At 66.1% G+C, this 26,541-nt stretch carries 27 protein-coding genes; 14 read left to right on the forward strand and 13 right to left on the reverse strand.

The genetic code is table 11. The annotated features are described in order from the left end of the window. The first annotated feature begins 386 nt into the window (after positions 1–386). On the forward strand, positions 387–2,117 hold the full coding sequence (gene ilvD / locus ACYQOP_RS15185) for a dihydroxy-acid dehydratase (RefSeq protein WP_056433680.1): 1,731 nt from the start codon (positions 387–389) through the stop codon (positions 2,115–2,117). Further along, positions 2,104–3,003, forward strand: a complete 900-nt coding sequence (locus ACYQOP_RS15190; protein ID WP_056433677.1) for a tetratricopeptide repeat protein — start codon at positions 2,104–2,106, stop codon at positions 3,001–3,003. Before ilvD ends, ACYQOP_RS15190 begins: the two co-directional genes overlap by 14 nt. 141 nt (positions 3,004–3,144) lie before the next feature. Here ACYQOP_RS15190 and ACYQOP_RS15195 read toward each other — a convergent pair whose 3' ends face one another. The 4 genes from ACYQOP_RS15195 to xth all read right to left on the reverse strand — a co-directional run bounded on the left by ACYQOP_RS15195 (position 3,145) and on the right by xth (position 6,705). Then, the gene (locus ACYQOP_RS15195; protein WP_461222912.1) at positions 3,145–3,768 is read right to left on the reverse strand and encodes a glutathione S-transferase family protein; all 624 of its coding nucleotides are present in this window, start codon (positions 3,766–3,768) and stop codon (positions 3,145–3,147) included. Positions 3,769–3,835: 67 nt separating this feature from the next. Beyond that, positions 3,836–4,492, reverse strand: coding sequence for a class I SAM-dependent methyltransferase (locus ACYQOP_RS15200; protein WP_461222913.1), 657 nt, complete (start codon positions 4,490–4,492; stop codon positions 3,836–3,838). Then, on the reverse strand, positions 4,489–5,736 hold the full coding sequence (locus ACYQOP_RS15205) for a BtaA family protein (protein WP_461222914.1): 1,248 nt from the start codon (positions 5,734–5,736) through the stop codon (positions 4,489–4,491). Before ACYQOP_RS15205 ends, ACYQOP_RS15200 begins: the two co-directional genes overlap by 4 nt. A gap of 174 nt (positions 5,737–5,910) precedes the next feature. Then, entirely contained in the window at positions 5,911–6,705 is a 795-nt protein-coding gene (xth, locus tag ACYQOP_RS15210; RefSeq protein ID WP_461222915.1) for an exodeoxyribonuclease III, read from the reverse strand. 86 nt (positions 6,706–6,791) lie between these two features. Between xth and ACYQOP_RS15215 the strand changes: the two genes are divergently transcribed. The 4 genes from ACYQOP_RS15215 to ACYQOP_RS15230 all read left to right on the forward strand — a co-directional run bounded on the left by ACYQOP_RS15215 (position 6,792) and on the right by ACYQOP_RS15230 (position 10,527). Beyond that, positions 6,792–7,514: a ceramidase domain-containing protein gene (locus ACYQOP_RS15215; protein ID WP_461222916.1), complete on the forward strand. Its 723-nt coding sequence runs from the start codon at positions 6,792–6,794 to the stop codon at positions 7,512–7,514. Between the two features lie 187 nt (positions 7,515–7,701). After that, positions 7,702–9,024: a homoserine dehydrogenase gene (locus tag ACYQOP_RS15220; protein ID WP_461222917.1), complete on the forward strand. Its 1,323-nt coding sequence runs from the start codon at positions 7,702–7,704 to the stop codon at positions 9,022–9,024. Between the two features lie 46 nt (positions 9,025–9,070). Next, entirely contained in the window at positions 9,071–10,066 is a 996-nt protein-coding gene (gene glpX / locus ACYQOP_RS15225) for a class II fructose-bisphosphatase (protein WP_056433649.1), read from the forward strand. Then, complete coding sequence (locus ACYQOP_RS15230) at positions 10,063–10,527, forward strand: GNAT family N-acetyltransferase (protein ID WP_461222918.1); 465 nt, start codon at positions 10,063–10,065, stop codon at positions 10,525–10,527. The genes glpX and ACYQOP_RS15230 overlap by 4 nt, the downstream gene beginning before the upstream one ends. Before the next feature lie 136 nt (positions 10,528–10,663). Here the strand turns inward: ACYQOP_RS15230 and ACYQOP_RS15235 are convergent, their stop codons facing one another. The 4 genes from ACYQOP_RS15235 to ACYQOP_RS15250 all read right to left on the reverse strand — a co-directional run bounded on the left by ACYQOP_RS15235 (position 10,664) and on the right by ACYQOP_RS15250 (position 13,959). Next, positions 10,664–11,431 carry a glyoxalase superfamily protein gene (locus ACYQOP_RS15235; protein ID WP_461222919.1) on the reverse strand — a complete coding sequence of 256 codons (768 nt, stop codon included), beginning with the start codon at positions 11,429–11,431 and terminating at the stop codon, positions 10,664–10,666. A 253-nt stretch (positions 11,432–11,684) separates the two neighbouring features. Beyond that, positions 11,685–12,194: a lysozyme inhibitor LprI family protein gene (locus tag ACYQOP_RS15240; RefSeq protein ID WP_207411370.1), complete on the reverse strand. Its 510-nt coding sequence runs from the start codon at positions 12,192–12,194 to the stop codon at positions 11,685–11,687. A 10-nt stretch (positions 12,195–12,204) separates the two neighbouring features. Then, complete coding sequence (locus tag ACYQOP_RS15245) at positions 12,205–13,077, reverse strand: tetratricopeptide repeat protein (protein WP_056433639.1); 873 nt, start codon at positions 13,075–13,077, stop codon at positions 12,205–12,207. 690 nt (positions 13,078–13,767) lie between these two features. Then, a complete protein-coding gene (locus ACYQOP_RS15250) occupies positions 13,768–13,959 on the reverse strand; it encodes a hypothetical protein (RefSeq protein WP_210348270.1) in 192 nt (63 codons plus the stop codon). On the opposite strand from ACYQOP_RS15250, the gene ACYQOP_RS15255 reads away from it, so the two are divergent. Continuing rightward, entirely contained in the window at positions 13,952–14,161 is a 210-nt protein-coding gene (locus tag ACYQOP_RS15255) for a hypothetical protein (protein WP_461222920.1), read from the forward strand. The two genes, ACYQOP_RS15250 and ACYQOP_RS15255, sit on opposite strands and share 8 nt — an antisense overlap. Before the next feature lie 1,189 nt (positions 14,162–15,350). Continuing rightward, complete coding sequence (locus ACYQOP_RS15260) at positions 15,351–16,352, forward strand: helix-turn-helix domain-containing protein (RefSeq protein ID WP_461222921.1); 1,002 nt, start codon at positions 15,351–15,353, stop codon at positions 16,350–16,352. 89 nt (positions 16,353–16,441) lie between these two features. Here ACYQOP_RS15260 and ACYQOP_RS15265 read toward each other — a convergent pair whose 3' ends face one another. The 3 genes from ACYQOP_RS15265 to ACYQOP_RS15275 form a co-directional block, all read right to left on the reverse strand. After that, positions 16,442–17,545, reverse strand: a complete 1,104-nt coding sequence (locus tag ACYQOP_RS15265; protein ID WP_461222922.1) for a 5-(carboxyamino)imidazole ribonucleotide synthase — start codon at positions 17,543–17,545, stop codon at positions 16,442–16,444. Further along, entirely contained in the window at positions 17,542–18,039 is a 498-nt protein-coding gene (gene purE, locus ACYQOP_RS15270) for a 5-(carboxyamino)imidazole ribonucleotide mutase (RefSeq protein ID WP_056433636.1), read from the reverse strand. Before purE ends, ACYQOP_RS15265 begins: the two co-directional genes overlap by 4 nt. A gap of 286 nt (positions 18,040–18,325) precedes the next feature. Beyond that, positions 18,326–18,544 (reverse strand): YdcH family protein, encoded by a 219-nt coding sequence (locus ACYQOP_RS15275; protein WP_056433634.1) that lies wholly within the window; start codon positions 18,542–18,544, stop codon positions 18,326–18,328. Between the two features lie 221 nt (positions 18,545–18,765). Between ACYQOP_RS15275 and ACYQOP_RS15280 the strand changes: the two genes are divergently transcribed. The 4 genes from ACYQOP_RS15280 (at position 18,766) to ACYQOP_RS15295 (ending at position 23,144) form a co-directional block, all read left to right on the forward strand. Beyond that, positions 18,766–18,948 (forward strand): YdcH family protein, encoded by a 183-nt coding sequence (locus tag ACYQOP_RS15280; protein ID WP_056433631.1) that lies wholly within the window; start codon positions 18,766–18,768, stop codon positions 18,946–18,948. Positions 18,949–19,114: 166 nt separating this feature from the next. Continuing rightward, a complete protein-coding gene (locus tag ACYQOP_RS15285; RefSeq protein WP_461222924.1) occupies positions 19,115–21,058 on the forward strand; it encodes a propionyl-CoA synthetase in 1,944 nt (647 codons plus the stop codon). 590 nt (positions 21,059–21,648) lie between these two features. Continuing rightward, complete coding sequence (locus ACYQOP_RS15290; RefSeq protein ID WP_461222925.1) at positions 21,649–22,767, forward strand: NADH:flavin oxidoreductase/NADH oxidase; 1,119 nt, start codon at positions 21,649–21,651, stop codon at positions 22,765–22,767. 20 nt (positions 22,768–22,787) lie between these two features. Continuing rightward, positions 22,788–23,144: a hypothetical protein gene (locus ACYQOP_RS15295; protein WP_461222926.1), complete on the forward strand. Its 357-nt coding sequence runs from the start codon at positions 22,788–22,790 to the stop codon at positions 23,142–23,144. Between the two features lie 10 nt (positions 23,145–23,154). On the opposite strand, the gene ACYQOP_RS15300 is transcribed toward ACYQOP_RS15295, so the two are convergent. Beyond that, positions 23,155–23,883, reverse strand: coding sequence for a phosphodiester glycosidase family protein (locus tag ACYQOP_RS15300; protein ID WP_461225338.1), 729 nt, complete (start codon positions 23,881–23,883; stop codon positions 23,155–23,157). A gap of 281 nt (positions 23,884–24,164) precedes the next feature. Here ACYQOP_RS15300 and ACYQOP_RS15305 point away from each other — a divergent pair, with 281 nt between their 5' ends. Continuing rightward, positions 24,165–24,686, forward strand: coding sequence for a hypothetical protein (locus ACYQOP_RS15305; protein WP_056433616.1), 522 nt, complete (start codon positions 24,165–24,167; stop codon positions 24,684–24,686). 84 nt (positions 24,687–24,770) lie between these two features. Here ACYQOP_RS15305 and ACYQOP_RS15310 read toward each other — a convergent pair whose 3' ends face one another. After that, complete coding sequence (locus tag ACYQOP_RS15310; RefSeq protein ID WP_461222927.1) at positions 24,771–25,175, reverse strand: DUF4174 domain-containing protein; 405 nt, start codon at positions 25,173–25,175, stop codon at positions 24,771–24,773. 177 nt (positions 25,176–25,352) lie between these two features. On the opposite strand from ACYQOP_RS15310, the gene ACYQOP_RS15315 reads away from it, so the two are divergent. After that, a complete protein-coding gene (locus ACYQOP_RS15315) occupies positions 25,353–26,369 on the forward strand; it encodes an NADP-dependent oxidoreductase (RefSeq protein WP_461222929.1) in 1,017 nt (338 codons plus the stop codon). The last annotated feature ends 172 nt before the right edge of the window (positions 26,370–26,541 follow it).

Genomic DNA, 26,541 nt, shown 5'->3' on the forward strand with positions numbered 1-26,541 from the left:
CCCTCTCTTACTTCGCGCATGGCCGAGCTTCGACGCTGCGCCGGCTGCGATAGCTATTCGCGAGGGTCGAACGGATCAGCGTGCTCCCACCGGACATTGCTGCCTGCCCCCGGTCCCGGGAAGAAGCGTGGCTGTGGCGGGGTCGCAACACCGCGAAAGCATCCCGACTTCGCCTTGGGAGACGCCCTCATTCGCCGCGATCCCGCCATAAACCGGGACCACCTCAACATCCGCGGTAAACGACAGTTTCCCCAACGCTTTACCGCTGAATTCCGAGACTGCGCTTCACGGTGTCGAACGACGCTTCGCCGGCGTCGCCTGTCATCGCGTTGAGAAACGACAGCCGGGCTTCACCTGTAGCGGCTGAGACGGGGCCGAGAGAGACGATGGACGTGCGTACCACAGACAAGTCGAAGCTTCCGAGCCGTCACGTCACGGAAGGTCCCGAGCGGGCTCCGCACCGGTCGTATCTCTACGCGATGGGTCTCACCAAGGAACAGATTCACCAGCCGCTGGTCGGCGTAGCCTCGTGCTGGAACGAAGCGGCGCCTTGCAACATCTCGCTGATGCGCCAGGCGCAGGCCGTGAAGAAGGGCGTCTCCGCCGCCAACGGCACGCCGCGCGAATTCTGCACCATCACGGTCACCGACGGCATCGCCATGGGCCATGCCGGCATGCGCGCCTCGCTGCCTTCGCGCGAGGTCATCGCCGACTCGGTCGAGCTGACCATGCGCGGCCATGCCTATGACGCCCTCGTGGGCCTTGCCGGCTGCGACAAGTCCCTGCCGGGCATGATGATGGCCATGGTGCGCCTCAACGTGCCGTCGATCTTCATCTATGGCGGCTCGATCCTGCCGGGCTCGTTCCGCGGCAAGCCCGTCACGGTACAGGACCTGTTCGAGGCGGTGGGCAAGCACGCCGTCGGCGACATGAGCCTCGACGATCTCGACGAGCTGGAGCAGGTCGCCTGTCCCTCGGCCGGGGCTTGCGGCGCGCAGTTCACCGCCAACACCATGGCAACGGTCTCCGAGGCCATCGGCCTCGCGCTGCCGTATTCGGCCGGCGCCCCGGCCCCTTACGAAATCCGCGACAGATTCTGCATGACCGCAGGCGAGAAGGTGATGGAGCTCATCGCCAAGAACATCCGCCCGCGCGACATCGTCACCCGCAAGAGCCTGGAGAACGCTGCCGCCGCGGTCGCGGCTTCCGGCGGCTCCACCAACGCGGCCCTGCACCTGCCGGCGATCGCGCATGAATGCGGCATCAAGTTCGACCTGTTCGACGTCGCCGAAATCTTCAAGCGCACGCCCTACATCGCCGACCTGAAGCCGGGCGGGCGCTACGTCGCCAAGGACATGTTCGAGGTCGGCGGCATCCCGCTGCTGATCAAGACGCTCCTCGACCACGGCTTCATCCACGGCGACTGCATGACCGTGACCGGCCGCACGATCGCCGAGAACATGGAGAAGGTCGCTTGGAACCCGGACCAGGACGTGGTCCGGCCCGCCAATGCGCCCATCACCGTCACCGGCGGCGTGGTCGGCCTGCGCGGCAACCTCGCGCCCCAGGGCGCCATCGTGAAGGTCGCCGGCATGTCGGAGGACAAGCAGGTCTTCACCGGCCCGGCCCGCGTGTTCGACGGCGAAGAGGCCTGTTTCGAGGCGGTCCAGAAGCGCACCTACAAGGAGGGCGAGGTTCTCGTCATCCGCTACGAAGGCCCGAAGGGCGGCCCCGGCATGCGCGAGATGCTCTCGACCACCGCCGCGCTCTACGGCCAGGGCATGGGCGACAAGGTCGCCCTTATCACCGACGGACGCTTCTCCGGCGCGACGCGCGGTTTCTGCGTCGGCCATGTCGGCCCGGAAGCCGCCGTGGGCGGGCCGATCGGCCTGATCCGCGATGGCGACATGATCACCCTCGACGCGATCAAGGGCACGCTCGACGTGGCCGTGACCGACGAGGAATTCGCCAAGCGGCGGGCGGAATGGACGCCGCGGACCAACACCGCGACCTCCGGCTATCTCTGGAAATACATGCAGACCGTCGGTCCCGCAGTGGACGGCGCCGTCACCCATCCCGGGGGCGCCGAGGAGATTCAAACCTATGCGGATGTCTAGGACTGACCTTCGCCGGCCCGTGCGGCCGGCAGGGGCCGATCCCGGTCGCGCCGCACGTCGGGTGAGGCGGATGGGAGCGGCCCTCGCGCTGCTCCTCGCCGGCGCCACCTCGGCGCTGGCGTTGGATCCCGCCGCGCGTACGCCCGTGCCTGCCACGGGCGGTTACCGCACGGCGCGCGAAGCCCTGCGCTCGGGCGTTCGCGACTACAATGCCGGCGACAAGGAAGGGGCCGCCCGCGCCCTCGAATACGCCGCCGGCCAGGGCCACGCCCTTGCCCTGTGGAAGCTCGGCCGGATGTATGCCGAGGGCGACGGCGTGCCCCATGACGACCTGAAGGCTTTCGAGTTCTTCTCGCGCATCGCCGACGACAACACCGATGACGGGCCGGACACCCAGAATTCGGGCGTGGTCGCCAGCGCCTTCACGGCGCTCGGCACGTATTTCCTCGACGGGATCAAGGGCACCTACGTGCGCCCGAATCCTGAGCGGGCCTACGACATGTTCAACTACGCGGCGTCGTATTTCGGCGACCCGAACGCCCAGTACAATCTCGCGCGCCTCTACCTCGAGGGGACCGGCGTGGATGCCGACCCGCGTCAGGCCGCGCGCTGGTTCAACCTCGCGGCCGAGAAAGGCCATGCTCCGGCCCAGGCCCTGCTGGGCAACCTGCTGATGAACGGGCAGGGCGTTCCGGCACAGCGGGCCCGTGGCTTGATGTGGCTGTCGCTGGCGCGGGAATCGGCGCAGGGGCGCAAGGACGACTGGATCGTCACCCTGTCCGACAAGGCATGGGCCACCGCTTCGGAAGAAGAGAAGGCCCAGGCTCAGGCCCAGGCCCTCCAGGCTCAGTCGCAGGTCACCGGATCGTCCCGGCGCCGTCGCTAGATCTGCGCCCGACCACGTTGGGTCGGGGCACATCACCAGGCCTTTGTTTTGCCGCGCTCTTTTTCGCCGAACCGGCATCCACTTCGGCGGAGAGCGCTCTAGGCGATCCGGAAAGGAAGCGACAGCCGGCTGCCGGTTGGCTCATTTCGTCCGCGCCGCGATCGCCGTGACGAAGGACGGACGCGACAGCGTCGCGTCGATATAGGCCGCGAGCTTCGGCCAGCGGCCGGCATCGACCGGCTCCTTGGCGAGCCGAAGGTTGTGAAACGTCGTCGCCACCGAGATGTCGGCGATGCTGAACGCGTCACCTACAAGGTACGGGCCGTCGATCTGGCTCTCCAGGTAATCGTAGAGCTTCGGGAACTCGTCCGTCACCGCCTTCACCGCCACGGCCTCGTCGCCGGGCTTACCCATCAGGACCGGCTTCACGACACGCTCGGCGAAGGGCTTGATCAGCACCGCGAACAACTCGGTATCGCCGAACTTGGCGAACCAGACGGCGCGCGCGCGGTCCTTCGGCGCCTGTGGCCACAGGACAGGACTCGGATACTTGGCCTCGATATAGGCCGAGATCGCCGAAGAATCGGCCAGCCGAAAGCCGTCATCCTCGAAAGCCGGAATCTTACCGAGAGGGCTGCAGGCCTGGAACGCCTCGTCCGGCGCGTGGAAGAACACCGGAACGTGCTCGAACGTAATGTTCTTCTCGGCGAGGGTGACGAGAATCTTGCGGACGAAAGGCGAATAGCTCGTGCCGTAGAGAATCATGGGAAGGGAAGGCCTGTTGGATCGGGGAGGGTGAGGCGGGCCGCGATGGCCCGTGCCTCGGATGACCTCAGATAGGGCCCGGATCCCGTTCGATCACCCCATGCACGGCATAGCCGCCGAAACGCTGCGCCACGCGTGCCCGCCGTCGGGAAAGGCGCGCCACATCGGCGAGGGCATCGGCCAGTCCCTGTCTCGGGGTCACGTGGAACCCGGCGAGCCATCGGTTGAGCAGCCACCTCGCCGGCCGCGGCAGACCGACCTGATCTCCGAAATCGACGATGTGCAAGGAGCCGTCCGGAGCGAGGTGGCCGGCCGCCTCGGCGAGGACGGCCCGCCAGGGCGGAATCATCGACAGGGCGTAGGAGATCACGATCCGGTCGAAGACCGCCTCCCCGAACAGGGCAGCCGGATCGAAGGCCGTGGCATCGCCACGGGCGAGGCGAATGCGGTGGGCGAGGCCCGCGCGGGCGGTGGCGCGCCCCGCTGTCGCGAGCATCTCGGCCGAGACATCCAGGCCGAAGCATCGGGCGTCCGGGTAGGTTCGCGCGATGCGCACGAGGTTGCGCCCGGTGCCGCACCCGATCTCCAGCACGCTCCCCCCGGCGGGAAGCCGGAGATCCGCGACCATGCCGTCTCGGCCGAGGAGGTAGAACTTCCGGCTCGCATCGTAAATGTGCCGCTGGTAGCGGTACATCCGATCCATCAGCCGCGCCGCCTCGCTCATGAAGAGGCCAGACGGTAGAGGTGGAACGCCCCATAGATCGACGACCGGTCCTGCTCGCCGAGGCGACGGCTCTCCTCCTCGGCATAGTCCCAGGCGCCGAGGATGGAATCCGGGACCCGGCCGGGCAGCCGACGCTCGTCCGCCGCCGTCCGGAATATCACGCGGGCGCCAGGCCGAGCCGCGCGGGTGATCTGGGTCCACAGGTCGGTGAGGTCGGCATCCGTCATCCAATCCTGCGCGTCGAGAAGGATGACGGCATCGACGCTGGCGGCCGGGCTCTCCCGCAGGAATTCGGTCATCGATTGCTGGCGGAAGCTGAGGCGGCCAGCGCGCTCGCGTAGAGCCGCGTGGTTCCCGGCCTGGAGATAGGGCGGCAGCGATGCGTCGGGCGCGGTGTCGTAGGCGCGGCCGAAGGCTTGCCAGGCGAAATAGTTGGATCGGATCGGGAAGCCGCAGGCGAGCCGCTCCAGGCGATGGCGCAAGACGGCCGCCATTCCACCGGGGCCGTCGCCCGCCAGAGCCACGTATTGCGCGGGCGGGATGCCGAGGCCGTAAAGCGAGGCCGGCTGGCGGATGAGCCAGCGGATGAAGGCCTTCTCGAAGAGCGGGGCCAGTTCCTTCTCGAAGATCGTCCGCTGTTCGGCGAGGTCCCGCGCCTTCAGAACGGCACTGAGATCGCAGCCGTAGCGGCGGGCCAGCCAATGGCCCGCGCCGATGAAACGCCCGAGCAGGCCGTAGCGGTAGAAGCCTCGCTCGAAGGCCGAGATGCGACGCCCGCCATCAAGGCACCGCGTCTCCCAATAGGCCCGGGACGTGGCGTCGAGATGCGGCCGGATGATCTCGTCATAGGCGGCCACGTTCTCGGGCCGGGCGGGGCGGCCGAAGAAGCCGAAGAACGCGGCATGGTCGGGCAGGTGCCGGAGGGCGGCGAGTTTCAGCCTCCCCAGGGCCACATGCGCGCCGTTGAGGTCGACGGCGCTGATCCGTGCCGGGTTGGCCGTGAGGTAGGAGAGCGCGTTGCAGCCCCCCGAGGCGATGGTGACGACGTGGTCCTCCGGCCGCAGCCGAAGCGCCGCCATGTCCACCACCGGGTCTTCCCAGATCTGTGGGTAGACCAACCCGCTGAAGGCCGCCGTGAACAGGCGTTCCGACACTCCCGCCTTCGAGAAGGCCCTGTTGCGATGGACGGCCTGAGTGAGACCCAGATTCGTCTCGCGGCGGATGGCCCGTGCTGCGCGCGTCATGAACGGTCTCACGTCGCTGGTTGGCGTGATCGATTCCAGGGCCGTTACGGCATGTGCATGACCGCCCGGTGACGGAGGATCGTCTCCGAACGGGTCCGATGAGAGATCATTCCTTTACCCGGGGCAGTCGCGCCCGGAACGTCGCTAGCTCAGCCCTCGAACTCGGGCCTCGGATCAGCGCGGTCGCAGCTCGATCGTCACCGGCACGTGGTCGGAGGGCTTTTCCAGGCCGCGCAGATGCTTCTGCACGGAAGCCGAGACCAGACGGTCGGCGGCCTGGGGCGAGAGCAGCAGGTGGTCGATGCGGATACCCTGGTTCCGCTGCCAGCAGCCGGCCTGGTAATCCCAGAACGTGTAGAGGCCCGGCCGAGGGTCGCAGGCGCGCAGGGCCTCGGTGAATCCGTCGGCGAGGAGGGCGCGGAAGGCGGAACGAGTCTCGGGCAGGAACAGCGCGTCGTTCACCCAGGCGCTCGCGTCCGCCGCATCCTCGGGCTCGGGGATCACGTTGTAATCGCCCGCCAGCACCAGGGCCTGCTCGTCGGCCAGGAGCGCGCGCGCATGCAGCCGCAGCCGCTCCATGAAGCCGAGCTTGTAGGTGTATTTCGGTCCCGGCGTCGGATTGCCGTTGGGCAGATAGATCGAGGCCACCCGGACGGGGGCCACATCCTCCCCCGAGATCAGCGCCTCGATGTAGCGGGATTGTTCGTCGGTCTCGTCGCCGGGCAGGCCACGGCGGATCTCGCTCATGGTGTGCGGCGCCCGCACCAGCAGCGCCACGCCGTTATACGCCTTCTGCCCCAGCGTCTCGACGGCGTAGCCCGCAGCCTCGATCTCGGCGCGGGGAAAGCCCTCGTCCTGGCATTTCAGCTCCTGCAGGCAGACCACGTCGGGCTTGGCCTCGTCGAGGAAGCCGACGAGATGGCCGACCCGCTGCTTGATCGAATTGACGTTCCAGGTGGCGATCCGCATGGGCTCTGAAATCCGGTCGGAGAGGGCCGCCCGTCATCGGGCCTTCGCGTCGGGCTGGCAAGGCATGCGCGGGGGAGGAAGACAGGATGTCCGACGGCTGGTTCGCACCGATCCGGGCCTATTGCGAGCGCGGGGATGCGGGCTTCTGGGCCGAGCCGCTGAACGCCACCTCCAACGCGGCCTTCCTCGTCGCCGCGTTCCTGGCTTTTCGCCTCGCCGGCTCCGGCCCCAGACGCGACCGGGCGGCGACGGCGCTGGCCGGGCTCGTCGCCATTGTCGGCATCGGGTCGTTCCTGTTCCACACCCTTGCCGTCCGCTGGGCGATGCTCGCTGACGTCATCCCCATTGCCCTCCTCATCTACGCCTATTTCTTCCTCGCCCTTCGACGGCTCCTCGGGCTCACCCTCGTTCCGGCGATCCTGGCGACCCTCGGCTTTGCCGGCTTCGCTGCCGGGCTGGAACCGGCCCTCGACGCGCTCACGGGCCAATCCGTCGACAGGCTGAGCAATGGCTCCATCGCCTACGCCCCCGCCATCCTGGCCCTCGTCGGCGTCGCCGTCGGCTTGCTGATGCCCCAGACATGCTCCCTCGGCCCGGCACGGAGCCGCGCCGGCCTCTCGCTCCTCGCCATCGCCGCGCTGTTCGCCCTCTCCCTGACCTTCCGCACCCTGGACGCCGCCCTCTGCCCGAGCCTGCCGATCGGCACCCATTTCCTCTGGCATTGCCTCAACGCCGCCGTCCTGTACGGCCTCATCGCCACGGCGTGGCGCTTCGAGGCGAAGGTGAACGATCGGCGTTCCACGCCCTGAGGAGGACGGCTCCGTCGTTCTCCGATCGGCCCGCTCGACGCCGCGTCGCGAAGAGCCACAGGTTTTCTTGCACGCCACAGGGATTCGTTGCAGAAGAGCCGGCCGTTCGAAGGAGCGGCGTCACGCACAGGCTCGAACGACGGGTTGCCCGCGCTCGGCCGAGCGAAGTCAGATACGGATCGCGTCCATGTCACAGAGCCTCCGCCTCGGCGTCGCCGGTCTCGGCACCGTCGGCGCTTCCGTCGTCCGGATGGTGGCTCGCCGCGCCGAAGCCATCACCGCCGCCACGGGCCGCGCGGTGCGTGTCACCGCCGTCTCCTCGCGCGACAAGACTCGCGACCGCGGCCTCGATCTCTCCGGCGTGACCTGGTTCGACGATCCCGTCGCCTTGGCCTCCTCGGGCGAGGTCGATTGCGTGGTGGAGCTCATCGGCGGCTCGGAAGGCCCGGCCAAGGCGACGGTTGAGGCCGCCATCGCGGCCGGCAAGCACGTGGTCACGGCCAACAAAGCGCTGCTGGCCCATCACGGCGCGGCCCTGTCGAAAGCCGCCGAGGCCCAGGGCGTGACCCTGGCCTACGAGGCCTCCGTCGCCGGCGGCATCCCCGTCATCAAGGCTCTGCGCGAGGGGCTCACCGGCAATGCCGTGTCGCGCGTCTACGGAATCATGAACGGCACCTGCAACTACATCCTCACCCGGATGGAGCGGGAAGGCCTGACCTTCGAGGCCTGCCTCAAGGACGCGCAGGCTTTGGGCTACGCCGAGGCCGATCCGACCTTCGACGTCGAGGGGTTCGACACCGCCCATAAGCTCGCCATTCTCGTCAGCCTCGCTTTCGGTGTGGAGATCGACGCCGAGGGCGTCTCGGTGGAGGGCATCTCGGCGATCCAGCCCCTCGACCTGACCATGGCCGAGGAACTCGGCTACCGGATCAAGCTGCTCGGCGTCGCACAGGTGGCCGAGGGCGGTATCGAGCAGCGCGTCCACCCGACCATGGTGCCGAAATCCTCCGCCATCGCCCAGGTGATGGGTGTCACCAACGCCGTGACCATCGGTGCGGATGCGGTGGGCGAGCTGACGCTGATCGGCCCAGGAGCCGGCGGCGAGGCGACCGCTTCCGCAGTGGTGGCGGACATCGCCGACATCGCGGCCGGCGTCGCGCGGCCGACCTTCGGACGCCCCGCCGCGAGCCTCGCGCCGTCCGAGCGGGTGGCGATGCAGCGGCATGAGGGCGGCTACTACATCCGCCTCACCGTGCATGACCGGCCCGGCGTCGCGGCGGGTGTCGCCACGCGGATGGCCGAGCGCGACATCTCCATCGAAAGCATCCTGCAGCGACGCTCGGAGAGCGCCGCCACCAAGGACCCGCATGGCCGCTCCGGCCAGCCGGTGCCCCTGGTGCTGATCACCTACGCGGCCACGGAAGGCACCATCCGCGCGGCGCTCGACGCCATCGCGGCGGATGGACTCCTTGCCGAAGCGCCGCAATTGATCAGGATCGAACGCGAATAAGAAGGCCGCCCATCGCGGCCCAGACACGACAAGGGACGGGACCAGGATGGCGGACGAAACGATTGGGCAGACGGGACATCCGGTCACCCGCACCCTGAGCCTCGAACTGGCGCGCGTGACCGAGCGCGCCGCCATCGCCGCTGCCCGGCTTCGCGGCCAGGGACGCGAGAAGGAGGCCGACCAGGCCGCCGTCGACGCCATGCGGCGCGAGCTCAACCTCCTGCCGATCAACGGCACGGTGGTCATCGGCGAAGGCGAGCGCGACGAGGCGCCGATGCTCTATATCGGCGAGCAACTCGGCACCGGCGCCGGGCCGAAGGTGGACATCGCCGTCGATCCGCTGGAGGGGACGACCCTCTGCGCCAAGGACATGCCCGGCGCCATCGCGGTGATGGCGCTCGCCGAGCACGGGTCGCTGCTCGCCGCGCCCGACGTCTACATGCAGAAGATCGCCATCGGCCCCGGCTATCCCCAGGGCCTCGTCGATCTCGATGCCAGCCCGGCCGACAACATCGCGGCGCTCGCCCGCCACAAGGGCTGCGCCCCCTCCGAAATCACCGCCATCATCCTCGACAGGCCGCGCCATATGGGCCTGGTCGCCGCCGTGCGTGAGACTGGCGCCGGCATCCGCCTGATCTCGGACGGCGACATCGCGGGCATCATCCACACGACGAGCCCGGACGAGACCGGCGCCGACATCTATCTCGGCATCGGCGCGGCACCTGAGGGCGTCATCGCGGCTGGCGTCCTGCGCTGCATCGGCGGGCATATGCAGGGGCGTCTGATCCTCGACAGCCACGACAAGCGCGAGCGCGCGGCCCGGATGGGCATCAGCGATCCGAACCGGAAATACGAGCTCGCCGACATGGCGCGCGGCGACGTGATCGTGGCCGCGACCGGCGTCACCGACGGGGCGCTCCTGCAGGGCGTGCGGTTCAAGACCGGCATGATCGTGACGGAGACGGTGGTCTACCGTTCGTCCACCGGCACCGTCCGCCGCATCGTCGGCGAGCATCGCCGCCCCGAGCGGTTCGAAGCGTGACCGCCGTACCGGGCCTCGCGATCCGCGCCGTCCGGCCCGACGAGCGCGAGGCCTGGGAGGGGTTGTGGTCGGGCTATCTCGACTTCTACCGCGCCTCGATCCCGCCGGAGACCCGCGACCTGACCTGGTCGCGGATCCACGATCCCCTTGTGCCCATCCATGCCCTCGTGGCCGAGGATGAGGGCGTCCTGGTGGGGCTCGTCCATTACGTCTTCCACGCCTCGGCCTGGACCCGTGGACCTTACTGCTACCTGCAGGACCTGTTCACGGTGCCGTCCTCCCGAGGCAAGGGAGTCGCCCGCACCCTGATCGAGGCGGTGATGGTCGAGGCCCGTTACGCCAGGGCCGACCGCGTCCACTGGCTGACGATGGAAGACAACGCACCGGCCCGCGCCCTCTACGAGACGCTCGCCGACCGGTCGGGCTTCATCCAGTACCGGCGGATCTTGCCGCCGGGCTGAACGGACGACGTGATGGTCGAAAGCCGGCATCGGTTTTGCGCCACGACCACCCGAAGCGGAAGGGGAACGGAAGTCCGCTTCGAGAAAGCGGGCGCCCTGTGGGGGCCAGCCCTCGATCCGGCTCCGTCTCGTTCGTCTATGCAGTGCTTCCCAGGGGTTCCGTTGCCTCGGCAAACCGGAGGTTTGCAGGCGTCCGCCAGGCAGCCTCGACAGCGCGTCGCTCAATGCGTTCACCGGTCAACGGGATCGACGTATCGACCACGTCGACGGAGAAATCGGCAGCCCAGACTGCGCCCGCCCCCTTGAGGAAGAAGTCAAAGAATAGGCTCTCCGCATCATCGTCGACGTCGAGCACAACCTTTCGGGAGGTCCAAGGGTTATCGCCAAACAACCAGCCGTCACGGTGGTTCTTCAGGTTGTCATAGGCGAACGTCTCACCGGGTGCGCCGCCAACACTCGCCAAAATCGTTGCCCCATGGCTCACACCTTCGCTGCGAAGCTGAGCGCTGACAGCGAACCTCTTTCCACGATACGGCCGTGCGGACGCAGTCTGCATGTATCCGCCCATAGCCTTCGTGAGATCTATGTAGCGATCCACGGAAATCTCTGGGATCAGCCGAATCAGAGCGGCCGATCCACCCGGCGCTCCGGCTTCCGCATCCGCACCATGGTCGTAAGCATCAGGATACGCTGCCCTGAACTCCCAGACCTTGAGATCCTTCACCTTACGCGTCGCCGATGCAGTCCTGCTTTTGGCTCGGGCCGAGAGAATGTTCCAGTCCTGGCATCCGAGCTGACGGGCGACGATGTCGAGACACTCGCCATGTGAGATATCGACGTTCTTGGCTCGCATAGCCGTTTCCAGGGCTTTTGCCATGGATTTTGCACTGCCGACGGAAGTCATCTTGCTGATCCCTACCGGATCGGCCGCAACGTCAGCGCTCGCATTGCCGACTGGCCGACCCTGCAAAAGGGATGGCAGACCTATTGGAGGATGCATTCACCAAACCCAAAGGGGCGCGAGCGGCCGGCTGCATCAGCCGTTCCCAGCGAAACACCGTGACCGCCGAGTCGTCAAGCTTCCTCGTGGTCGATGAAGGGCCGGATGCGGCCCCGACACGCTGGCCCCATCCGTCCCCTTAGGCCACGCCCGACGCCTATCGCTCGGTGAGCGCCGCCTTGATGCGGTCGAGGTCGAGGGCGCGCCGACCGGTCTGGATCTGCAGGCATTCGCCGCTGAGAGGGCCGATGATGGAACCGCCCGGATAGACGAGGGACGGCCATTCGCAAGCCTTGTCGCGGAACGCGATCCAGGCCCGCTGAGCGTCGCGCAGGGAGAGGTTGGCGCTCTCGCTCATCGCCGCGCCCAAATCCTTGTAGGTGCGGTTGAGGAGCGTATCCCAGGCCGCGATCTCGCGGGCGTAGCACCCGTTCATGCCCATGGTGGACGAGCCCGAACCGTCCGGCGCATCGATGCAGGGTTGGGATACACGCCCGATACAGGACAGGCGCGCGCCGTCGTCCTTGGCGGATCCGACGCAACGCTCGATCGTCGCCAGGTCGGACGAGGCCTGACGGCCCGTATCCGTCTGGGCGAGGGCGACTCCGCCCGACGATAGGGTGAGCATCGCCAAGGCGGCGATGCCGTTCGAGAATCCTCCGCGCATCGTGCGGGCTTCAGTTGAAGAGGGTGCCTACGCCGCCCTGCACACGTCCGAGACCCTGCTTGGCCACGGGATTGCCGGGCTCGAGCTGAGCGGCCCGCTGGTAGCTCTCCATCGCCTCCTTCTTGCGGTTCGACTTCTCGTAAGCGAGACCGCGATAGGCCCAGGAGGTGGCGTCCTTGTTGTTGACGTTGAGGGCCGCGTTGTAATCCTCGATCGCCTTGTCGAACTGGTTCGTGGCGATGAGGCTCTGGCCGCGCGCGGCGTAGGGCGCGGCGACGAAGGGATTGCGGTCGATGGCCGCGTCGAAATCGCCGATGGCCTGGGTGTTCTGGCCCTGGCGCTGACGGACGAGGCCGCGCGCATGGTAGGCCTCGGCCGATTCCGGCGTCAGGCGGATCGCCTGGTTGAGGTCGGAGGTGGCGCCGTCGAGATCGCCCTGGGCGCGCAGAACGTTGGCGCGGCCGATATAGGCCGGGCCGTAGCTCGGATCGGCGGAAATCGCCTTCGAGAAATCGGCCAATGCCGCGTCGTTGCGTCCGGTCTGGCGGTAGGCGAGGGCACGGTTGTTATAGGCCGAGGCCGAATTCGGATCGATCTGGACGGCTTTCGAGAAGTCACCGATGGCGTCGTTGAACTGGCCCGAACGGGCATAGGCCGCGCCGCGGGTGACATAGGCACCGGCATCGTTGGGATTGCGCTGGATCACCTCGGTGAGGGAGGCGATGTTGACGTTGGTGGCACCGGTGGAATCGGTTTCGACCACGGCGAACTGGCGCGTCGCCGCTGCCCCGCCACCGCCATAGGTCTCGCACCCGGCCAAAGCCGCCGCCATCGCCACGGCCCCGATCAGACCCGCCTTCGCGCGCGGCACTACAAACGTCATTGCCCCTCTCCCCTCGGGATCGCCATGCCCCCAAGGCACGCTCCCGTCCGCTGCTATTGATCGTCCCACCCGCCGTCGCGCCTCGAAGCGCTTCGGATGCGGGAAAGACGACGCGTGCCTGCACAATCCCGCGTCGCGGTGAACACGCGCTTAAATTCTGCCGGCTCACCCGCTGAAGCCGCGCGATGTGGCGAAGGTATGGCCCGTTTCCCTGCGGTGCGGTGAAGGCGGTCCGGCGTGTCGCGGCAGGCTTAGGGTGTGTCCGGTAAGACGCAGTTTCGATGCTCTGACAGGTGGTCTCCAGCGTCGTAGGGGAGCAATCGAGCGGTAGACCTGAGACAGGTACCCGATGCCGGAGAACGAGGATTCGCGACGGGTTACCGTATCGTCCGCCAGGCCTCGATTGGGTGGCCAGGCAAGGACGAATGAACATTGCCCCCTTGCGCCCCTCGGGCTCCGGCTGGATGCCGCGCTCGGGACGTCATAGCGGACGAGATCGCGCGGGCCGCCCTCGAAGCGAGACGGCGCTGCACCGACCGGCATTTTTCAGCATTACAGTTGGTTATACGGAACAACGACAAACGAAGCATGGACGGACAAAGGTCGAGCGGGGTGAAGTGGCACTGACGGCCCTTGCTCTGCTCGACCTGGATCAGTTTGTGCCTGATCGCCCGTTAAAGCCTTTAGGCCCTAGCGCACCTTTATTTCCTGCTGGATATCCGTGATCGCCCGCTCCGAATGCTCGGCCAGGATACCTTTGACCGATACCGGTGTTGCCGCCCACGTGACCGCGGCCAGGAATACAACCGCCGCAATCGCGTAGGCAAAAGTCTCCATGATACCGAGCCAGCCCAATAGCAATGGCACGAGGCTGATGACCAATGCAGCCCCAACATTCTTCGATATATATAATATCGATACGAAACAAATTAACGCTAAAGCAAGCGGTTTGACGAATGCGACGATTGTCCGTTCCACGATTCAGCCCCTTGAACAACTGGTACTGGTTGGCGCGCTCATCGGAATGAGCCCTGAAACTCAGCTTTCAGCGGCCACACCAAGACGTTACGACATTTTCTGTTAAATGTCTGTAAAATTCAATGTATTCCCATGCGAACAACCGGATTAACAAAAACAAGTTCCCGGAACATTGCCCCGGCATACCGGTGCAAACATACCAATCCGCCTGCCTCGAACTGAACGCAAAGAATAAATATAAATAGATTCACGACATCATGTGCGAGTCAGCCATGCGCGGTCGCTAGTGTCACGATTTCGAATAGCAATAATGCGAGTAAATATTCTTCAAAACTTAGTTGTGATGTAAAACCATTCCGAATAACCAAGAGATTCCATATTTTACTTTAGTTAGGATATAACTACGTGGATTCTACGTTATTGTTGCACCAAAAGATTGAAAGTAATAAAATTAAACGCGCGCAGGTTCTTTAACGGAACCATTCAGCGGCCTTATTTGCTTCAGCTTTTTACTAATTTACCTAAAACTAGGCGTGAATTCACCTTCGACTATAGCGAAAACGCGATTGCTATCGCACCAGTTCGCTTGACCGCAATTCAGATTGGCGAACGAATAGACTTTCCAGCCCAAGCCGCACCAACGAATAAATTAGCAATGAAATGCAATTTGACACAACAGGCGGTGAGATTACAATATACCACCCACCGCATGTCAGCTATTATATGCTCATCACAATAAATTTGTTCGCATTTATCATATATTATATCAATCTTCACATATGAGCCTCCACATTCTCAATTGATAGAAGGCAATAGAAAGATACCCGCACATAAAAACGCCACTTGAATACATAAATATGATATTTTACATCATATTTTATATCATATAATTCTCAATTGAGAGCATGAATACTAAATTATATAAATCAACACGTGCTATAGCCTCGTCTTTTCAGACAAGTTAGCAAATCACTTTCTCCGCAATACAAGCCTCCAACGCCACGGGTCAATCCACGGAAATTGTCTCTCCGTCCCAAAATACGGTAATTCAGAATACCCCTGGCGTATCGCTCACGATTCCTGCCAGCATGGTTCGAACGGCCTGCGAATTACTGCTTGCGTCGTCATATGCCGATGCGCCAGACGGAAACCAATTGCGCCATCAAGGGTTGTGCGACCGCATCGTTGTCACGCAATCGACTGCGCGCGCAGCATTCGAGAACCGGCATCCGCCCGACCGATTTTACGTGTGTCGTAGGTCGCGGATCGAATCGGACGTTCCCAGGAGTTCCCCGGTGCCTACCCCCTCGAAAGTACTGACGCTGGTTGAAACGACCGAAAACATCGAGCCTTCGCGCACTTTCGATTTCTGGCGGAATACCGCGCTGAAAAATCTCGGCAGAGTCGGCCGGCTAGATCCCCACGGAACGTTCTCGGCGAGCCGTCTGGCCGTTGTGTCCTCGCACACGACCTTGCTTCTGACGGAAAGCAGTCCAGTGAGCGTCGAGGGCGATCTTCGCCATGTTCGGCAAGCCGGCCGTGACGACATCGTCGTCAGCTTCTTCCTCTCGGGACACGGTTATCTCGAACAGGGAAGCTGCGGTCACATCGTGGGTGTCGGTGATATCGGTTTCATTAGGCTCGACCGCCCTTTCGCCGTTGGCGCTCTGACGCCGTATCGGGAGTTACGCTTCAGCGTCCCCCGGTTGGAGTTCGAAGCACAGGTCGGAAGCGCCGATGGCTTGGTCGGCCGCCGTATCCGGGCGAGCCCGTCGACGGAATTACTGATGACGTACATGCACAGTGTCGCGCAATCCGCGACGGGCATGTCGGACGCCGAGGCGGGACTTGCGGTCAAGGGTGCTCTCCACATCGTCCGTGCGCTCGTGAGAGATCGCGACGAGGACAGTGAGGGACAAGCGTCTTCCGACGTGCTGAGATCGCTCGCGCGCGTGCATATCGAACGTTATTCGCATGACCCATCGTATGGGCCCGAGGCCATGGCCGCGGCGCTCAACGTCTCGCGGTCCAAACTCTACCGCGCGTTTGCGGAGGGCGAGGGTATCGCCGCCGAGATCCGCGATGCCCGCCTGGATCGCGTCCGTCGCTGGCTCGAATCACCGGCCAACGATTGCTCATCCATAAAAACCCTCATGCATGCCTGTGGCTTCACCGATGCGCCCACTTTCAGCAAGGCGTTCAGGCGGCGGTTCGACATGTCGGCGAAGGATGTGCGTGCCCTTCGAAGCGATCGATGTTCCGCATCTGCGCGGTTGCCGGAAGGACGTCTGCCATGACCGGATGCGGCCGCTCGGCGGCCTTGCATCACGGTCGCGAAATCGAGACCGGCTTCAAGAGGGTGGACGACCGGGTATGATCGCCGCTCCTACACAACCGGGATCACCCGCGTGACATGGCCCATCTTGCGGCCCGGCCGGGCGTCACCCTTGCCGTAGAGGTGCAGATGCGCGCCGGGTTCGGCGAGGAGAGAGTGCCAGGCGTCGATATCGTCGCCGATCAGGTTCTGCATCTCGACGGAGGCCCCGGCTACGCGCGAGGCATCGCCCAGGGGCCAGCCGCAGACGGCGCGCACATGCTGGGCGAATTGCGACGTCACCGCGCCCTCGATGGTCCAATGTCCGGAATTGTGCACCCGCGGCGCGATCTCGTTGACGATCAGGTGCTCGCCCGCCTCGTCTCGCACCAGGAACATCTCGACGGCGAGGATCCCGACATAGTCCAAAGCCTCGGCGATCCTACGGGCGATCTCCACCGCTTTCCGGGCGGTCTCCTCCGACAGGTTCGGTGCGGGCACGCGTGTGAGCGCCAGGATGTGGTCGCGGTGCTCGTTCTCGCACAGGTCGAAGGCGGCGAAGCTTCCATCGGGGGAACGGGCCGCCACCACCGAGACCTCGCGCTCGAACGGCACGAACCCTTCGAGGATGAGCGGCGCGCCGCCGAACTCGGCGAAAATCGCGTTCCGGTCGCCCTCTTCGGCGGTGCGGATGATGCGCTGGCCTTTGCCGTCATAGCCGAAGCGACGGGTCTTCAGCACCGCCGGCAAGCCGATCGCCTCCAAGGCGCGGGCGAGGTCGTCCGGCGTGTCGATCTGCCGGAACGGCGCGGTGGCGATGCCGAGGCCGTTGATGAAGCTCTTCTCGGACAACCTGTCCTGAGTCGTGGAGAGGGCGTCGGCGCTGGGGCGGAGGGGCGCGTGGCGCGCCAGCAGGTCGGCGGTCTCCCGCGGGATGTTCTCGAACTCGTAGGTCACGACGTCGACGCTCGCCGCGAAGCGGGCGAGGGCGTCGGAATCGTCATAGGCCGCGCAGGTCGTCTCGGCCGCGACATCGAAGGCCGGGCTCGTCGCATCGGGGGCGTAGACATGGACCTTCAGGCCGTAATTGGCCGCGGCCAGCGCGATCATGCGGCCGAGCTGGCCGCCGCCGATGATGCCGAGGGTGGAACCGGGCGTGAGGGACATGTCGGTCACGGAATCTGTGTCTCCGGCCTCTCGGCCACGGATGCGGTCTGCGCGGCTCGCCACGCATCGAGGCGCTCGGCGAGGGCGGTGTCGGTCAGGGCCAGGACGGCGGCAGCGAGGAGGGCCGCGTTGACGGCACCGGCCCGGCCAATGGCGAGGGTGCCCACGGGAATGCCGGCCGGCATCTGCACGATCGAGAGCAGGCTGTCCTGGCCGGACAGGGCCTTCGATTCCACTGGCACGCCGAAGACCGGCAGCGAGGTCATGGCTGCGGTCATGCCGGGGAGATGCGCGGCCCCGCCGGCGCCGGCGATCACGACCTTGTAGCCCGCCTGCTTCGCCCCCTTGGCGAAGGTGACGAGGCGGTCCGGCGTGCGATGGGCGGAGACGATGAACGCCTCGTGCGGCACGCGAAGGGCATCGAGGGTATCGGCGGCGTGCTGCATGGTCGCCCAGTCGGACTGGCTTCCCATGATGATCGCGACCGGGGGCGCTCCCGCCATCGTCGTCACTTCCTTCCCGAGACGATCGCGGCCGCCTGGTCATGCTTGGCCGGGTTCAGGCCATGTCTTCGTGGCGGCGCGATCCCGGGAAGCGATTCTGCACCCGGACCGTGCCGCATACGCGGGCGGGCGACCGCCCGCAAGACGGTGCCCGAGCCAATCCTGTGCTCAAGGCAAACCGGTTCCAGAGCGCTCTCCGCCGACGTGGATGCAGGCTCGGCGAAAAAGAGCGCGGCAGAACAGAAGGCCTGAAGATGTGCCCGACCCGACGTGGTCGGGCGCAGCTCTAGGCGATGATGTCGGGCGTGATCTGGTCTTCCAGATAGGAGATCCGGTCCCGCAGGCCGAGTTTGCGCCGCTTCAGGCGCTGGATCTGCAACTGGTCGCCGGCGACGCTCAGTTCCAAGGCGTCGATGGCCCCGTCGAGGTCGCGGTGCTCCTGGCGAAGTCGCGCCAGCTCTTCGACGAACTCCGCCGTCCCGTCATCCTCGAACTCACCCGCCATCGCACCTGCAGCCCCGACACGCCCCTTGTTGAAACCATGCGGCACACACGCCCCTGCGGCAAGGCGGTGGCCGCAATTCGCTCTGGAAGATGCTTCTTCCATCGGAGCGGGCTTCGCCGGGCACGATTAACTAATGTTGCCCAACACCCGAATCCGGTTTCGACAGCCGGCTCATACTATGCCAATCTACCTGAGTCGGAACGAGACAGGAGAAACGACTCATGTCGCTGCAGACGCATTTGAGCCAACTCGCCCTCAAGCACGAAGCCCTCGAGCGGGAACTTCATTCCGCGATTCAAAGCCCGTCTGAGAACGATCTACGGATCGCAGAATTGAAGCGACGCAAACTTCACCTCAAGGACGAGATCAATCGGCTTCGTGCCGCGACCGACTCGGTGCATTAACGCCCGTTCCAAGCCATTTCGTGACTTCCAGAACGACGCCGCCGCGCTCCACAGCGCGGCGGCTTTCGTTTGTGGTGGTGTCGGCCGTGTCGCCTTGGGCGCGGCTTGAGTTACAATCCCCGATCAAGCCGGCATCCTTCGACCGGCCATCCGGGGACGAACCGCCATGGACGCTGCCGCGACACCTCCCGAATCAGCCGATGCACCGGACGCGTACGGCCCGGTCCATGCCGCCTCCCTCGCCGATCCCGAAGGTTTCTGGCTCAAGGCCGCCGATGCGCTCGACTGGGAGACCGCCCCCTCCCGCGCCTTCGACCCGGAGGCCGGTGCCTATGGACGCTGGTTTCCCGACGCGACGCTGAACGCCTGCCACAATGCCATCGACCGCCATGTGGCCAAAGGCCGGGGCGAGCAGGCGGCGATCCTGTACGATTCCCCCGCCACCGGAACGAAGCGGACGATCAGCTACGCGGCCCTGCGCGACGAAGTGGCGACGCTCGCCGGCATCCTCTCGCTGCTCGGCGTGGAGAAGGGCGACCGGGTCGTCATCTACATGCCGATGATTCCCGAAGCCCTGTTCGGGATGCTAGCCTGCGCACGTCTCGGCGCGGTCCATTCCGTGGTGTTCGGCGGTTTCGCCGCGAACGAACTCGCGATCCGCATCGCCGACGCCGCCCCGAAGGTGGTGCTGGCCGCCTCCTGCGGGATCGAACCGAGCCGGGTCGTGCCCTACAAGCCGCTTCTGGACGCGGCCATTGCCGCCTCGCCGCACAAGCCCGAGGCCTGCCTCATCCTGCAGCGTCCTCAGGCGGAGGCGGGATTGGTGGAGGGACGCGACCGCGACTGGGCCGAGACGGTCTCCCGCGCGAAGGCCGCCGGAATCAGCGCCGATTGCGTCCCCGTAGCGGCGATCGACCCGCTCTACATTCTCTATACCTCGGGCACGACGGGCAAACCCAAGGGCGTGGTGCGGGATACCGGCGGGTATTGCGTGGCACTCTCCTGGTCGATGCCCAACCTCTACGACGTGAAGCCCGGCGAGGTGTATTTCTGCGCCTCCGATATCGGCTGGGTGGTGGGCCATTCCTACATCGTCTACGCCCCGCTGCTGCATGGCTGCACCACCGTCCTCTACGAAGGCAAGCCGGTGGGGACACCCGATGCCGGGGCGCTCTGGCGGGTGGCTGCGGAATACGGCGTCGCCTGCCTGTTCACGGCACCGACGGCCCTACGAGCGATCAAGAAGGACGACCCGCGCGCCGAACTCGTCGCCTCCTACGACCTGTCAGGCTTCCGCTCCCTGTTCCTCGCCGGCGAGCGGGCCGACCCGGATTCGGTCGCCTGGGCCGAGCGGGCCCTCGACCGGCCGGTGATCGACCATTGGTGGCAGACCGAGACCGGCTGGGCCATCGCCGGCAATCCGGTGGGGATCGGCATGCTGCCGGTGAAGCATGGCAGCGCCTGCGTGCCGATGCCGGGCTACGATCTCGCCGTCCTCGACGAGGCCGGCAAGCCGCTGCCGCCCGACACGATGGGCACGATCGCCCTGCGGCTCCCCCTACCGCCCGGCTGCCTGCCGACCCTGTGGGGCTCGGACGAGCGCTTCCGCCAGAGCTATCTCACCACCTATCCCGGCTGGTACGACACCTCGGATGCCGGGATCGTCGACGCGGACGGCTACGTCACCGTGCTCGGACGCACTGACGACATCATCAACGTCGCCGGGCACCGGCTCTCCACCGGGGGCATGGAGGCGGTTCTGGCCGCCCATCCCGACGTCGCCGAATGCGCCGTCATCGGCATTCGCGACGCACTGAAGGGCGAACAGCCCTGCGGCTTCGTGGTGCTGAAATCCGGCGTCTCCCGCGACACCGCCGAGATCGAGCGCGAACTCGTTGCCTCCATCCGCGAGCGCATCGGCCCCGTGGCGGCGTTCAAGCTCGCGCTCACCGTGGCACGGCTTCCAAAAACCCGCTCGGGCAAGATCCTGCGCGGCACCATGAAGAAAATCGCCGACGGCGAAGCCTGGACCACCCCGCCCACCATCGACGACGCGGCCGTGCTGGACGAGATCGGCGAGAGCTTGAAGGGGAGGGGGATCGGGAGCTGAGCGTTCCCTTCCCTGGACTGGTGGAGCTCCAGCGGAACCCGATCCGGCGCCAGTCGAAGAAGAAGCGCAGCGTCAGGCTCCCGGCGACAAGAGGAGCCGCTGACGCTGCACGCCCTGCGCTGACAGCTGTTGGATTCACCCATCTGCTAGATGGCTGTTCCTCTCTCCAAGAGATGGCGACGTGAGGCGCGACGGGCTCACTCTCCTAGAAGGCAGGGCGATCGCATATGCCAATTTGCTTGTCAGAAACCCGCTGGCACCACCCCGTCATCCCGGGTCCGCGTAGCGGAGCCCGGGATCCAGAAACACGAGTGGTGCAGGACTTTACACTGTCAGCGGCTCTAGATTGCACGCCTCTGGCGCGGCCCTCCGGGTCCGGGCTCGCCTGTGGCGACCCGGAATGACGGTGTGGTGTCGTATGCGATCACCCTGCCTGGAAGGAGAGGGAACCCGAGCGGCCCGCGAGATGTGGGAGTATCGCAGACGGAGACGCTTTGGGCGTTCGGGAAACGCAGATGTGGCCCGTCCATCTCTGGCGCGGGGGAGACAGGTGCTCCATCTAGGCTGTCAGCCAAAACCGGATCCCGCGCATGACCGCACGCCTGTTCGAACCTCTGTCCCTCGATGGCCTGACGCTGCCCAACCGCATCATCGTCGCTCCTATGTGCCAGTATTCGGCCCATGCGGGCCAAGCCGGCGACTGGCACCTGATGCATCTGGGGCAGCTCGCCATGTCGGGCGCGGGCCTGCTGACCCTGGAGGCCACCGCGATCTCGCCGGAGGCGCGGATCTCGCCCACCGATCTCGGCCTCTACTCGGACGAGACCGAACTGGCGCTGGGCCGGGTGCTTGATGCGGTGCGGCTCCGTGCGCCGATCCCCATCGCGATCCAGATCAACCATGCCGGTCGCAAGGCCTCGAGCCGCGCCCCCTGGGACGGCGGCTCGCAGATCGAGCCGGAGATGCCGGACGGCTGGCGCACGGAGGCGCCCTCGGCTGTTCCCCATGGCGACGGTGAGGTGCCGCCCCACGCCCTCGACGCGGAGGGGCTGAAGCGCATCCGCGACGGGTTCGTGGAGACGGCGAAGCGCGCGTTACGCATCGGCATCGACGGGTTCGAACTCCACGGCGCCCATGGCTACCTGCTGCACCAGTTCCTCTCGCCGCTCTCCAATAGCCGTACGGATGCCTATGGCGGCAGCCTCGCGAACCGGATGCGCTTTCCGCTGGAATGTTTCGAGGCGGTGCGTGAGGTCGTGCCGGCGGGCAAGCCGGTCTGGATGCGGGTCTCGGCCACCGATTGGGTCGAGGGCGGCTGGACGCTCGACGAGACCGTGGAACTGGCCCATGCGCTGAAGCGGCGCGGTTCGGCGGCGATCCACGTCTCCACCGGCGGCCTCTCCACGCGCCAGGAGATCCCGCTCTCGCCCGGCTATCAGGTTCCCTTCGCCGAGCGGGTGAAGGCCGAGACCGGGCTCACCACCATCGCGGTCGGCCTCATCACCGAGGCGGCCCATGCGGAATCGATCCTGGCCGAGGGCAAGGCCGATGCGGTCTCGCTCGCCCGCGCCATGCTGTACGATCCGCGCTGGCCGTGGCATGCGGCGGCCGAGCTCGGCGCCCAGGTGAGCGCGCCCAAGCAGTACTGGCGCTGCCAGCCGCGCCAGTTCAAGACCCTGTTCCGCGACACCCAGTTCGGGCAACGCTGACCCGATTTCAGGCAAAGACCATGGACGACGACATCACGACGATCACGGTGCAGCGCGTCCGCTACGACGAGGAGAACGGCATCAGCCTGATCTCCGGCGCGGATGACGAGGAGGAGCCGGCCGGCTACTTCATCATCCAGATCGAGAAGGGCGACCCGGACGGGCCGCTCATCGAGATTTTCGGCGAAGACCTCACCCAGTCCGACGGGGTGAGGGCCTTGGAGATCGGCGTGCGCCACCTGCTCTTCAGCTTCGAGCCGACGAGCCTCATCGGGGCGGAGATGCCGATGGTGCGGATCGAATCGATGACGGAGATCGCCGAACTCGCCAAGGCGCGGCTCAGGGTCGCCTTCGGCAAGCGGGCGCGGCTGGCCTGATCCGGCCGCCCTATTTCGCCACCGCCCCCACCAGCGGCCCCAGCGGCCGGCTGATGTCGGAGCGGTTGATGCCCGGCGCGTAGAGGCTGGACACGCTGCCGTCGAGGAACAGCGCGTTGGCGCAGCCGAGCGTGTCCTTGAACAGGCGGGCGAAGGAACCGAAGGTCACGGGGCGCTCGGAAATGGCGAAGATCGCCGTGCGGCCGTCGTCGCGGACGCCGACGCCGTTGCGGATCTTCTGGCTCGGCCCGTCGGTGGAGATCTTCGGATGGATCTTGCCGTCGATCACCAGCATCGGCCCCGATTGGGTGGCGAAATCCGGCTTGATCTTCTGGCGCAGGTAGCGGGCCGTGTCGGCGACGCCGGCGCGCTCGCCCTTCACGTAGAAGATACCATTGGGCTTGAGGTGAAAGTTGCCCGGCCCGTTGGCGGTGGAGACGCCCTTCATCTCGCGGCCCTCCTCCACATAAAGGCCGACCGGCGCCTGGCCCTTGTCGTACATGCCGCCATTCATGGCGAAGCTGAGCTTCGGCCCGATCTTCTCGCCCAGCGTCGACAGCGACGAATAGGGCAGGCCGTCGGTGCCGAGCCAGAACACCCGGACCCGCTCGCGGCGCAGATCCACCGTACAGATCGTGAAGGTCTCGCCCTCCGACTGAACCGCCTTACACGGAGAGGGTGTGGTCGGCGCGGCCCCGGCGGGCAGGGAAGCGAGTCCGGCCACGCCCGCGAGGAGCATGGCTCCGGCAAAGGCTCGGGCAACAGCACGGGCAAGGTTGGGTCGCGTTGACGTCATCGGTGAATCCCGGGGCGAACGAACCGTCCGCCGTCCCATGCGGACGGCGTGGCGCGGGGTGTCCTCGCCCGAAACCGGAGGCGTTTTCAAGGCGTGACGGTCGCCCGTCTCACCGAGCTGTGATCGGCACGGCCGGTGCGGGACAAAATGCGCCATGAACCCTTTGCGGAGCCGGGGCGTTCTGCAACCACTGGGGACAAGAACCTGTCTTTGGAGACAAGACGATGAAACGCATTGTTCTGGCAGCGACCGCGATGGTCGGCGCTCTGGCGATGATCCCGGCGACGGCGGAAGCCCGTGGCTGGGGCGGCCATGGCGGCGGATTCGGCCATGGTGGCGGGTTTGGCCATGGCGGCTTCGGACGCGGTGGATTCGCCCATGGCGGCTTCGGCCGCGGGGGCTTCGGTCACGGTGGCTTCGGCGGCTATCGCGGCGGCTTCCGGAGCGCGGGCTTCGGCTATCGCGGCGGCTGGGGTGGGCATCGCGGCTACGGCTGGCGCGGCGGTTACGGCCGTGGCTACGGCTACGGCCTCGGCGGTCTCGGCCTCGGTGTGGGCCTCGGCCTCGCCGCTGGCGGGCTCTATGGCGGCTACGGTGGCTATGGCGGATACCCGGCCTACGGGTATGGTTACGCCCCGGCCGCTTATGGCGGATACGGCGGTTACGGTGGCGAATGCTACACCGTCCCGCGCACCCGCTGGACTCCCTACGGACCTCGCCGGGTCCTGGTCGAGCGCTGCTACTGAGCCGGTCTCGTTCGAGATGACTTCAATAGGAAAGGGACCGCCTCGGCGGTCCCTTTTTCGTTGCCCCCTCGGCCAACCCATACGCTATCGCCGGCCTCGCTCGTCCTTGCGCATCGGCATGGCATCGATAGTGGAAAACAGGCGGGGGGCCGGGATCGGGGCGGCTTCGACGAGCTTCGCGTCGCCGTCCTTGCCCACCAGCACGACACGGAAGTCCCGCTCCCCAATCCCGAAGCGGTTGCGGATGCTTTTGGCCTCGGCGCCTGTCCCGATCGCCTCCACCACGACGAGGTCGCGCTCCGCGTAATCCGCCCGTCGCGCCCGCGCCTCGCGTCTCTGCTCCTCGATTCGCGGATCTTCACCGTCCGGAGCGACGATGACCAGAACGCGCGATGTCCAGCGATGGGCGGCGAGGGGATCTTCGGCGAGTGCCTGCGACGCAAGGCCGGACATGGCAGCGATACTGGCGAGGAGAAGCGGGCGGGTCATCGGGGTATACCGGTCGAGGTGACGGGCATGTGCCCATGGGCGTCAACGCTGCTCGGCGCGGGCGGTGCCCCGGCCCTGCGACGGGAACACCCCGAGCCAGATCGGCCTTGTCGAAATGTCCCTCGATTCCCGCACGCCCGTTCAGCGGATTCGTCATCACAACCGGAGCGTCAGATCATGGTCGCCGTGAACCGCAGCATCGTCCTCGCCTCCCGTCCGCACGGAGAGCCGACCGCCGCGCATTTCCGGCTCGAGGAGAGCCGCACTCCGACGCCAGGGGAGGGGGAAGTGCTGCTGCGCAACCGCCTCCTCTCCCTCGATCCCTATATGCGCGGACGGATGAGCGCGGCGAAATCCTATGCCGAGCCTGTCGCCATCGGCGCGCCCATGGTCGGGGCCACCGTATCGGAGGTGGTGGCCTCGCGGCATCCGGATTTCCACGAGGGCGACGTGGTGACCGCCTTCGGGGGCTGGCAGGATTTCGCGGTCGCCAAGGGACAGGGCCTGCGCAAGCTCGATCCCGCGGCGGCGCCGGTCAGCACGGCGCTCGGCGTCCTCGGGATGCCGGGCATGACCGCCTATACCGGCCTCCTCACCATCGGGCAGCCGAAGGCGGGCGAGACCGTCGTAGTCGCCGCCGCTGCCGGGCCGGTAGGCTCCCTCGTCGGCCAGATCGCCAAGCTGAAGGGCGCGCGCGCCGTCGGCATCGCGGGCGGTCCTGAGAAATGCGCCTACCTCACCGACGTGCTCGGCTTCGACGCGGCGGTCGATCACCGCACCGACGACCTGCCCGGCGCGCTGGCCGCCGCCTGCCCCGACGGAATCGACGTGTATTTCGAGAATGTCGGCGGCGCGGTCTTCGACGCCGTACTGCCGCTCCTCAACGACTTCGCCCGCATTCCGGTCTGCGGCCTCGTCTCGGGCTACAACCTCACCGAATTGCCACCGGGGCCGGACCGCAGCCCCGTCATCATGCGCGCCATCCTGACCAAGCGCCTGACCCTGCGCGGCTTCATCGTGTGGGATTTCGCCGACCAGGAGGAGGAGTTCCTGAGCGAGGTCGGAACCTGGCTGAGAGAAGGGCGCATCCAGCATCGGGAAGACATCGTCGACGGACTGGAGGCGGCGCCGGAGGCCTTCATCGGGCTGCTGAAGGGCCGGAATTTCGGCAAGATGCTGGTGCGGATCGCGTGACCAGCAGGTGCGCGATCCTTGCGCGCCAAAACGAACAAAGATAGAACATCGACCTGTGATCGATGGGGACAAATTCGCCCTTCCGATTGCGGGCCGCCTGTCCGAAGTTCATGAAGGGCGAACGGGACGGACGGCGTGTGAGGCCCTTCCGTCAGTGAGATCGATCGAGAGG

This window comes from Methylobacterium sp. CM6247, assembly GCF_054817925.1.